The sequence below is a fragment of the Amycolatopsis sp. NPDC047767 genome (assembly GCF_040704195.1).
Lineage (GTDB): Bacteria > Actinomycetota > Actinomycetes > Mycobacteriales > Pseudonocardiaceae > Amycolatopsis.
On record NZ_JBEYSJ010000007.1, the window covers coordinates 335,828 to 344,708 of the forward strand.

Below are 8,881 nucleotides of genomic sequence, written 5' to 3' on the forward strand. Positions count from 1 at the left end.
ACCGTTGGCTCCCGGCACGCCGTGCGGCCCGGAAGTGCCATTCGGCCCCGGCTTGCCATTCGCTCCGGCAAGACCATCAGGTCCCGGCATCCCGCCCGGGCCTGGCACGCCGTTCGGTCCCGGCTTGCCGTTGGAGCCAGTCTTGCCATGGGGTCCGGCACCGCCATTGAGCCTGGACGCGCCGTTGGTCCCCGGCATGCCATTGCCGGCGGCGTTGCCATTCGGCCCGGCGTTGCCGTCAGGGCCGGCAACGCCGTTCGCGCCCGGCATGCCGCTGCCATTCGGCCCCGGCTTGCCATTCGCACGGGCAGGACCGCCGGGGCCTGGCATGCCGTTGGCGGGAGGCATGCCATTCGGGCCTGCCTTGCCACTGGGCCCGGCAGCTGCCGGCAAGCCATGGGGGCCGGACGTGCCATTCGGCGCGGACTTGCCACGGGGTCCGGCAGGCCCAACTGCGCCTGGCACGCCGTTTGCGCCGGTCATGCCATTCGCGTCGCCTCGCGGCGCCGGCTTGCCGTTGGGACCCGGCTTGCCGTTCGGGCCGGCAGGGCCGCCGGGGCGTGGCATGCCGGTGGTGGGAGGCATGCCGTTCGGGCCCGGGGTGCCGTTCGGGGCGGCAACGCTGCCGGTGCCGGGCATGCCGTTCGGGGCGGGGCGTTGGCCGTTGGGGCGGGCGGGGCGTTCGGCCGGGGGTAGTGGGGCGGCGCCGGTCGGGCCGGGGGTGCGGCCGCGGGGGCGGCCGGTGGGGGGTTCGGGCGGCGCGGATGTGCCGTGGCGGCCGGGGGGTTCGGTGGCCGGGAGGTCGGAGAAGTCGGGGCCGTGGTCAGGCACGGCGTGGCTGCCGCCGGCGGCCGGTGGCTCGGGGGCGCGGCGGCGGCCGGTGGGGAGGGGCTGCGAGGTCGTCGGCCGGCGCGGCGACGGCGGTTCCGGGGCAGCCCGGCGGGGTCCGCGCGCGACGGGCGACTCGGGCGTATCCGCGGCGTGCGAGGCCCGGCTTGGGGAATCCGCGCGTGGCACGGGGCCGCCCGCCGAAGGTGCGGCGGGCGGGTCGTCGTCGGGGCGGGCGCGGCGGCCGCGCGGTGGCGGCTGCTCGGCGCGGCGCGAGCGGGAAGAGGTCGAGTCAGCGAGGTGTGAAGTGCCGGGGCCGCCCAGGCGGGAGCTGCCGTTCGACTCCGCCAGGTGTGAGCTGCCATCGAACCCGGAATCGTCGGCGTGGCGCGAACCGGGCGCTGCTGAGCTGCCGCGGCCGTTGAGCCGGGAGCTGCCGTTGGGCTGCGCGAGGTGTGAGCTGCCGTTGGACTCGGCCAGGTGTGAGCTGCCGCCTGGCTCGGGGTCATCGGCGCGGCGCGAGCCCGAGCGGGAGCCGGGCGCGGGAGAGTAGCCGCCCAAGCGGGAGCTGCCGTTCGACTCCGCCAGGTGTGAGCTGCCGTTCGCGCGCCCGCCGGGTTCGGCGCGGCGGGAGCCCGGGTCGGAGTCTTCGGTGTCGAAGGTCGGGCGTTCGCCGGTGTGGCGGGCCACGACGTCGGAGACGCTGATGCCGCCCTGGGTTTCCATGGAGCGGCGGCGGCCGGCGCGCGTGCGGGGGGTGCCGTTGTCCGAGTGGCGACCGGTGCCGGGGAGGGGGCGATCGTCGGGCACTCGGACTCCTTTCGCACTTCGGGCGCTTACGAACCGGCGGCGGGGCCTTTCGTTCCGGCTCTCCCAGGGCACGTCGTTCCTCGGGAGGTTTTCGTTATCGTACGGATACCCGCCGTTCGTGACGACACCCTCCCGCGAATTTCTTCACCATGAGTCGACCCAAGACGGCCCGAAGCGGACGAACAGGTGAAGATTGGAGTAGGCAAAAGGGAGAAGGCCCGCGTTTACGTTACTCAGAGTGGGTAATGACGCGTATCGTTTCGCGGTCGTGATAGGCGACTTTGTTGCGCCCCGCGCGTTTCGCCGCGTAGAGGAGGTTGTCCGCGCGCAGGAGCTGCCGCTGGGCGGACACCGGGCCGACGGAAGCGTGCGCCAAGCCCGCGCTGATGGTGACATTCAAGCCGGGCTGAAGTTCTGACCAGGGGTGACGGGCGACGCGCGTGCGGGCGGCCTCGACGATCCGCACGGCCTTCGGCGCGTCGACCCCCGGCAGCACGAGCGCGAACTCCTCACCGCCGTAGCGGGCGCAGAACCCGTCGGGCGGCAGCTCTTCCTGCAGCAGGTCGGCGACGCGGCACAGCACACGATCGCCGAGGAGGTGACCGTACGTGTCGTTCACGCGCTTGAACCGGTCGAGGTCGATCAGCGCGACGGCCAGCCCGCGCGCGGCCGGCAGCCCGGGCAGCCGCTGGTCGAGGTAACGGCGGTTGTAGCTCGACGTCAGCGGGTCCCGGAGGCTGCCGGCCCGCGCGATGTCCAGCGCGGACCGCAGGTGCTCGTAGGCCCGGCGCCAGTCGCCCTGCTTGGCGAACATGCCGGCGATGGACTCGTGCAGGCTCAGCAGATCGGGAGCGGGTGTACCCGCCGTGCGCTCGTCCTCGGCCGCCACACCCACCTCCGCCACCTCATGGTTGTCGTCTTAAAGGAGCGGGGTCTTGAGGCATCGGTACGCGCGAAAGCGAATATCGCTCAAGTGGACGACGAGGGCCCGGCTTTGTCACGCACCGAAGTTCTACCCACCCAGCGACGAAAACGGCGTCTTGCCCTTGAGCTGCGCGTACTGGTCTTTGGCCCAGTAACTCACGTTTACCTCAGTTCCTTCGAGCAACTGTGCGTAATCAGGCCATGAGACCCACCGCCAGCCACCGACTTCGTCGGGGTTGGGCTCGGGGTCACCATCGACCCACGCGACGAACACCGGGCAGAACTCGTTCTCCACGATCCCCTGGAACGGCGGCGTCCGGTACCGGTACTTCGGCAGCACGCACTCCAGGTCCTGCAGCTCCGGCAGCCCGATCTCGTACGCCGCGCGCCGGCGCACGGCGTCGGGGAGCGACTCGCCCGGCGCGGGGTGCCCGCAGACGCTGTTGGTCCACACCCCCGGCCACACCTTCTTGTCCAGCGCTCGTTGCGTGATCAGCAACGCCTGGTCGCTGCGGCGCAGCACGTAACACGAGAACGCGAGGTGCAGCCGCGTCTCGCCGTGGTGGCTCGCGAGCTTCGGTCCGGTCTCTCCCGTCGGCACGCCGTCCTCCGTGACGAAGACGACGTGCTCGGACTCGGATTCGGTGATGGTGTCCACGTGACCACTGAACACCAGAGCTCCACGGACGAGGTACCGCAAGGCGGGTGGCCGTGTGGTTCATCCCGGTTCGGGTGGCGGGGCGGCACGGTGCGTGACGGCCGCGCCCCCGCGTGACCGGCTCGGGTGAACGGTTGAGTCCGAAGTGGACAAAACGCCAAGCGGCCCGGTCGGCCGACACGATCCGTCACCACCGAGACCCGAGCCCCGCCGTCCGGCCCGGCTCGGGTGAACCATCGAGCCGGCCCTTGACGCCCGGTTGCCAACCGCCCGGAAACCCGGCGACGACGGGAAATCCTCACCCCGGAGCGAAAACCGGCTCCCCGAACCGCCCGCGGCGAACCACACCGGACAGCACGGTCCGTGACACCCGCCGGCCCACAGGTCGCCGCGTGCCCGCCTCGGGTGAACGATCTTGTCCACCGGTCCGAATTGGACGGATGTCAGTAATAATTCCTGTGTGCCAACGAAACCCGGGCCGGCTCCTTCGTCAGTGGCTGCCGAGGTGCGCCACGATGAGGGAGGTGAGGGCCTCGGGGGCTTCTTCGGCGACCCAGTGGGACACGTCCTCGAGCATCTCGAACCGGTACGGCCCGGTGACCCAGTTGCCGGTGTCGAACGCCGCCGTGGAGCCGAAAGCGACGTCCTCGGTCGACCACACGTAGAGCGTCGGCACCTCGATCTTGCCGATCTTCCCGCCCGGCCGGCCGCCGCGGTACCAGTTCAGCGCGGCCGTGAGCGCGCCCGGTTCCTCGAGGCGCCGCACGTACTCGTCGATCCGGCTCGGCGGGATGCGGCGCTCGAAGATGTCGCGCAACGCGCGGGCGCCCTCGGCGAGCATCTTCCGCTCCGTGGCCGGGGTCGAGCGCCACTCCGTCATGTACGCCGAGCGCAGGTGCTGGTCCTCGTCGGTCTTCATCGCCGCCGCGAGAGCTGCCGGGTGCGGAGTGGACACCACCGCGAGGCTGCGCAGCCGGCCGGGGTGAGCGTCCGCGGTCCACCACGCGACGGCCCCGCCCCAGTCGTGCCCCACGAGGTCGAACTTCGGCCACCCCAGCGCATCCGCCATTGCCACGACGTCGTCCACCAGGGTAGAAATACCGTACTCCGCCGGTTGTTCCGGTCGAACGTCCGGCGAGTACCCCCGCTGGTCGGGTGCCACGGCGCGGTAGCCGAGCACGCCGAGGGTCGCCACCTGGTGTTCCCACTCCACGGCGGCCTCGGGGAAACCGTGGAGCAGCAGCACGGGGCGGCCGTCCCGGGCAGGAAGCCATCGACGCGTTGATGAAGATCATGGAAGACCAGCGTGACTCGCTGGTGGTGATCGTCGCGGGCTATTCGGAGCAGATGGACCTGTTCCTGCAGTCGAACCCCGGTCTGGCGTCGCGGTTCACGCGCACGATCGAGTTCCCGAACTACAGCGTTGACGAGCTGGTCACCATCACCACCGGGTTGACGCGCAAGCACTACTACGAGCTGACCGACGACGCGCTGCAGGCGCTGCGCGAGTACTTCGAGCGGGTGCCGAAGGACGCGACGTTCGGTAACGGTCGTGTGGCGCGCAAGCTGTTCGAGGCCATGGTGAACAACCAGGCCTCGCGGCTGGCGTTGCAGCCGCCGTCGAAGGATTCGGAGCTCAACCGGCTGACGGCGGAGGACCTGCGGGTGGAGCTGGTGCAGCTGCCGGCCGCGGCCGCGGCGGCGGTGTCGGTGGGTTCGGACCCGGCAGCGGCCGTCGGCGCGAGCACGGGCTGGAACCGGCTGCGCACGCTCGTCGGCCAAACCGGCGTGCGGGAGAACGCGCAGCGCCAGCTGGTGCGCCTGGGCGGGCTCAAGCAGGAGCGGCAGCCGCTGGGGCACCTGGCGAACCTGGTGATCAGCGGTGAACGCGGGTCCGGGCGCGCGGAGTTCGCGAAGCTGTACGCGTTGAGCCTGGCGGAGCTGGGGCTGGTGAACGTCGGGCAGCTCGTGCGCTGTTCGGTGGCCGCGGACCTGTACCCGCGGTGGCCTGGGCAGGCCGAGCACCTCGTGCGCACGGCCATGAACGACGCCAGCGGTGGCGTGCTCGTGCTCGATGTGGACGGTGACTGGGAGATCGCGACGCACAGCTCGGGCGCGGAGGTCGTCGAGGCCGTCGCGGAAGCGGTGACGCGCCGTCCGGCCGACCCGGTCGTGGTGCTGACCGGGCAGACGCAGCGGGTGGCCGCGTTGCTGGGTGTGGTGCCTTCGTTGCGGAGCTCGTTCACCGTCGGGTGGGAGCTCGGTGAGTACACAGTGGACGAACTGGCGGAGATCGCCGTGCGGCTGCTGGTCCGGCGTGGCCACGACGTTCCCGACGACGTCCGGGACGCGCTGGCTCACGAGCTGGCGTCGGCTTCGGAGCGCACCGTGCACGCGGCGCACGAGCTGGCGCGGACGCTGTCGGTGGCGGCCGCGTCGCGCACGCTCGCGGCCGCGGACCTGCGGGGCATCCGTCCACCTGAGACCGGAGCGCTGGCGCTGGGCCCGGGCCTGGCGTCGGTCGGCTGAGGAGGTAACGCATGAGTTCGCCGTACCAGAAGATGCTGGACGAGGCCATGGGCGCCTACCAGCAGCAGCGCGAGCGGTTCGAGGAGAACCGCAAGCAGGTGGATTCGCTCACCAGCAGCGCCACGTCGGCGCGGCGCGAGGTGACCGCGACGGTGTCGCGCACCGGTGAGCTGACCGAACTTTCCTTCCCCACCAGTGTGTACAAGCGGATGGCGCCGGCCGAGCTGGCGGCGGTGATCGTGAAGACGGTCGAGGAGGCGCGGCAGAAGTCGATCAGCGCCTCGGCGGAGGCGATGGCACCCATGCTGCCGCCCGGGCTCTCGGCGCAGGACCTGATGAACGGCCGCGTGGACGTGCGGGCGTTGTTCTCGGGGCGTGTTCCCGGCATGGAGGAAGGGACCCAGGCATGACTGACGACTTCTTCGTCGACGCGGACGGACTCACCAACAGCGCCAACGGGTTCGCCCAGAAGGCGGGCGAGCTGCGCAGCCTGGCGCAGCGCGTGCAGGCCCTGACCAACCCGAGCACCGTGCTGGCGGCGACCGGCAACGACAAGAACGGCACGAACTTCGCCAACGTGCACCTCGCGGCGGCCGGCAAGATCTACAACGGACTCGACGCGTGGGCCAAGGCCGTCGACGGCACGACCACGGCGGTGCGGGACATGGCCGACTCGTTCCGCGACGTCGACGAGGGCGCGACCGAGCTCGCCAGTTCGTTGCGGACGGACTTCACGCAGCTGAATTCGGACGTCAACAGCGGTGGCGACGGTGGTCCGGCCGAGCCGTTGCGGGCGCGTGAGGGGACCGCGTTGAAGCCGACGACTCCGTCCAAGCCGGCCCACTGAGTCCTTTGTAGACTATTTTGTTGAGGGGGTGAACCCGCGGTGAGCCTGATGGTGGATCCGAGCCTGAACTGGATCTTCTACATCATCGCGGGTGACGCCTGGCCGCAGGGCGACGAGGACGCCATGCGCGCGCTGGCCGACGAGTGGGACGACGTCGCCCGGCGCGTGGCCGAAGCGGGCACCGGCTTCAACCAGATCGCGGGCCGCGTGGCCGAGAACGTCGGCGGCGACGTGCAGAAGAACTTCGTCGATTTCGCCAACAACCTCGGCACGATGGGCACGGACTTCATCGCCGCGGCGCAGGGCCAGGCGCAGGCGTTGCGGGCGCAGGCGCTCGACGTCGAGAAGTCGAAGTACAGCATGTTGATCGCCATCGCGATCACGGCCGCCGACATCATCTGGGCGATGTCGAACCCGTTCACGATGCCGCTGGTGCCGGAGATCTTCGCGGCGGGGCGCACCGCGATCGTGGAGATCGAGCGAACGCTCATGCAGCGTCTGATGAATCTCGCGACGCACCTCGCGGAGGCCGCCGCGGAGGAGGCGGCGGAAGAGATCGCGGAGGAGATGCTCGCGCAGGTCATCCAGATCGCGCAGGGCAATCGTCACGGCCTCGACGGCAAGGCCATCATGCAGTCCGGCGTCCTGGGCGGCATCGGCGGCGCGTTCGCCCACAACTTCCACGGCGCCATGAACAAGTTCGACAACAAGTTCGGCACGAAGTTCGGCAAGAACGTCTGGGGCGCCGCCGCCAACGAAGCCACCACCGAAGTCGTCGTCGGCGGCGCCGGCGCCGCCCTCTTCGGCGGCGACACCGACAGCCTCGGCTGGGGCGCCCTCAACGGCGGCCTCTCCGGCGCCGCCTCCCACGGCGCCCACCACGCCGGCCAGTCCCTCCACGACTCCCTGAACAACGGCGGCAACGGCCCGACCGCCAAGGGCCCCAACGGCCCAGGCGACCTGGGTGGGATCAACGGGAATCCGGGCTTGGGGAACCTGTCGGTACCCCCGCCGCCCCCTCCGGCCACAGGCGGCTCTGGCAACAATGGCACCGGCGGCTCCGCCGGCTCTGGTTCTGGCAGCAACAACAACTCCGGCGGCGGCTCCACCTCGGGCACCGGCGACACCGGCCTCGCCAACACCGGCGGCACCAACTCCGGCGGCGGCGCAACCTCCGGCAACGGCGCCACCGGCGGCACAAACACCGGCACCGGCGCCAACTCAGGCAACGGCGCCACCGGCGGCGCGAATTCCGGCGCCGGCAACACCGGCACCACCGGCGCCGGGAACCCGGGTAACGCCGGCGCAGGCAACACCGGCAGTGCAGGCGCAGGCGACTCGGGCAACGTCGGTGCAGGCAACACGGGCACCACCGGTGCCGGTAACACCGGAAACACGGGTGCCGGCAATGCTGGTGGCGGCAACTCGGGCAACACCAGCTCTGGAAGCACTGGCAATGCCGGCGCCGGCAACACAGGTGCAGGTAATACGGGCACTGCCGGCGGCGGCAACCCGGGCAACACGGGTGCTGGAAGCACCGGGAATGCCGGTGCTGGCGATACCGGCAACACAAACAACGGCAACACTGGCAACGCAGGTAGTGGAAACACTGGCAACGTCGGCACCGGCAACACCAACACCGGAAACACGACTGGTGGAAACTCCAGCTCAGGCAACACAAACACCGGAACCGGCAACACCGGCTCGACCGGCACCACAGGAGCCGGAAACACCAGCGGCAACAACTCCGGCGCCAACAACACCGACTCCACCGGCGGCCTGAACGGCAACCCGAACACCGGAACCGGCAACACCGGCTCGACCGGCAACTCGAACACCGGTGCCGGCAACACGGGCACGGGCAACTTGAACACCGGTGCCGGCAACACGGGCACGGGCAACTCGAACACCGGTGCCGGCAACACCGGCGCGGGCAACACGAACACGGGTGCGGGTAACACCGGCTCCACCAACACAGGCACCGGCAACACCAGCACCGGTCCGGGAAACACCAGCGCGAACACCGGCTCCAGCGCCAACGGCACCACCAACACCGGTACAAACAACACCGGCGGTACTTCGGTGCCGCCGCCTGCGGCGCCGAATTCGGTCAACACCGGGAATCCGGTGCCGCCGCCGTCGGTTTCGGGTAGTGGGAATGCGGGGGATGGCACGACCGCGACCGCGACGCCGCCGTCGGTTTCGGGTAGTGGGAATGCGGGGGATGGCACGACCGCGACCGCGACGCCGCCGTCGGTTTCGGGTAGTGGGAATGCGGGGGATGG

General features: G+C 70.6%; 5 protein-coding genes and 3 pseudogenes. 4 read left to right on the forward strand and 4 right to left on the reverse strand.

What is annotated here, in order from left to right:
- The 4 genes and pseudogenes from AB0878_RS16335 to AB0878_RS16350 all read right to left on the reverse strand — a co-directional run.
- Window positions 1–1,638 (reverse strand): annotated as a pseudogene (locus tag AB0878_RS16335) (hypothetical protein); the annotation flags it as partial.
- 229 nt (window positions 1,639–1,867) lie between these two features.
- A complete protein-coding gene (locus AB0878_RS16340) occupies window positions 1,868–2,542 on the reverse strand; it encodes a GGDEF domain-containing protein (protein WP_366580512.1) in 675 nt (224 codons plus the stop codon).
- 108 nt (window positions 2,543–2,650) lie between these two features.
- Window positions 2,651–3,220, reverse strand: coding sequence for an isopentenyl-diphosphate Delta-isomerase (gene idi, locus AB0878_RS16345; RefSeq protein ID WP_366580514.1), 570 nt, complete (start codon window positions 3,218–3,220; stop codon window positions 2,651–2,653).
- A 490-nt stretch (window positions 3,221–3,710) separates the two neighbouring features.
- Window positions 3,711–4,478 (reverse strand): annotated as a pseudogene (locus tag AB0878_RS16350) (alpha/beta hydrolase); the annotation flags it as partial.
- A gap of 26 nt (window positions 4,479–4,504) precedes the next feature.
- Here AB0878_RS16350 and AB0878_RS16355 point away from each other — a divergent pair.
- From AB0878_RS16355 to AB0878_RS16370, 4 genes and pseudogenes are all read left to right on the forward strand, one after another.
- Window positions 4,505–5,749, forward strand: coding sequence for a hypothetical protein (locus AB0878_RS16355; RefSeq protein ID WP_366580516.1), 1,245 nt, complete (start codon window positions 4,505–4,507; stop codon window positions 5,747–5,749).
- 11 nt (window positions 5,750–5,760) lie between these two features.
- Entirely contained in the window at window positions 5,761–6,159 is a 399-nt protein-coding gene (locus AB0878_RS16360) for a YbaB/EbfC family nucleoid-associated protein (protein WP_366580517.1), read from the forward strand.
- On the forward strand, window positions 6,156–6,596 hold the full coding sequence (locus AB0878_RS16365; RefSeq protein ID WP_366580518.1) for a hypothetical protein: 441 nt from the start codon (window positions 6,156–6,158) through the stop codon (window positions 6,594–6,596). The genes AB0878_RS16360 and AB0878_RS16365 overlap by 4 nt, the downstream gene beginning before the upstream one ends.
- 39 nt (window positions 6,597–6,635) lie before the next feature.
- Window positions 6,636–8,881 (forward strand): annotated as a pseudogene (locus AB0878_RS16370) (hypothetical protein); the annotation flags it as partial.